At 45.8% G+C, this 1,397-nt stretch carries 1 protein-coding gene; it reads right to left on the reverse strand.

The window, feature by feature from the left end; translation table 11 throughout:
• Nucleotides 1-1,343, reverse strand: a 1,343-nt coding sequence (locus DXB43_RS14930) for an ABC transporter permease (protein WP_243006701.1), incomplete at its 3' end; no start/stop codon positions are given.
• Nucleotides 1,344-1,397: the final 54 nt, after the last annotated feature.

Genomic DNA, 1,397 nt, shown 5'->3' on the forward strand with positions numbered 1-1,397 from the left:
AATGCTTCATCCGGAAGAATCAATGCAAAGGACAAGGTTATAGAACGGTCCGTGACCAAATTCACAGACTGAACCTCTCCTGTAAGATGAATCGGACTACCATCCAGTTCCACCTTGGGATGCCCGGCCAATACTTGGTTCAGCATTGCGGTACGGCTTACCGTAGTAAACTCTGTATCAATATAGACAGCGGCCTCCTTTTCGCCTAATTGGAGAGCCGGTTTGCCGGACAATTCCAACAAACGATTATAGTCCGATAAACAAATCAAATATGGGTATGTGGCATAACCAAGATTGTTCAGAAGGACATCCCGGTCTTCCGACTGGGGCAGGCTCCGAAGAGAGTCCATAACAGCGTCCATGCTGTAGGCATTATCATAATCTTCTGTGGTGCGAATACGCCCAACCCTCATTTCAAAAAGCTCTGAAAATTGATTTTCCAAACTGTTTTCTTTCAGGACTGCCTTTATATTCGGAAGAACCTGCGATGAATCTTCTGCAGTATGATCTTCAAAAGTATAGTCGATTACATGGCCAGAAGACAGGCTATTCGTTCCTGCAATTCCTACGCCCGCACCAAAACAACACAGCGCCGCCAGAATCAGCAGGGAGCTGATGGCCATGGAGGTTGACTGATGAATAACATTCTCCTGAATCTGCCGGAAGGTAAATACATGAAGCTGCTTATTTCCTTTTCCTTTCTTAACAATCAAAGCAATCAGTGCACGCATCCCATAGAAAAGCAGCATCGTACCAACTATGCCCAACAGCAAAGTCAGTCCCATCATACTTACCTTTGTCCATGCAATTCCCTGAATCGCCATGTAGTAAGCCACTGCCAACATCACACTTCCGCATATAGCAGCCAGTCCATAGATAACAGATGGCATTTGCTTTTTGGGGCGGTTCGTTGGCTGGGATAGCAAAGTACCGATCTCCTGGCGGCTGATTCGTCCACTCAAAATCAGAAGTGCCGTCAGCTTAATTGCCAGAAATCCTGCCAGCGTCCATTCAATCGCAAACCAGGATAAAGAAAACTGATGACCGATGATCCCCATGCCTACCAGCTTGGCGGTGACAAGACTGACAATTTCTGAAAGCACCACAGCCACAGGTAATCCTATGAGCATGGCAAGAATACTGGTCAGGAAATCTTCCGCCAGAAGCATACCAAACAGTTTACTTCTACGCATCCCCAACATTAGATAAACACCAAACTCATGCCGTCTGCGCTCGAACTGATACTTGCAGGCAAAATAGATCAAAAAGAACAGAATACCGAGGGTCATCCCATAAAACGCAGGAATCAGAAGCAGGAGTTTGTCAACTGCGTCACTCTCCATTTTCTGCAAAAAGAGCATCACATCTTGAGTGGAGATGGAAAGAATCATGTAAAA

Source organism: Roseburia sp. OM04-10BH (genome assembly GCF_003462605.1).
GTDB lineage: Bacteria > Bacillota > Clostridia > Lachnospirales > Lachnospiraceae > Roseburia_C > Roseburia_C amylophila.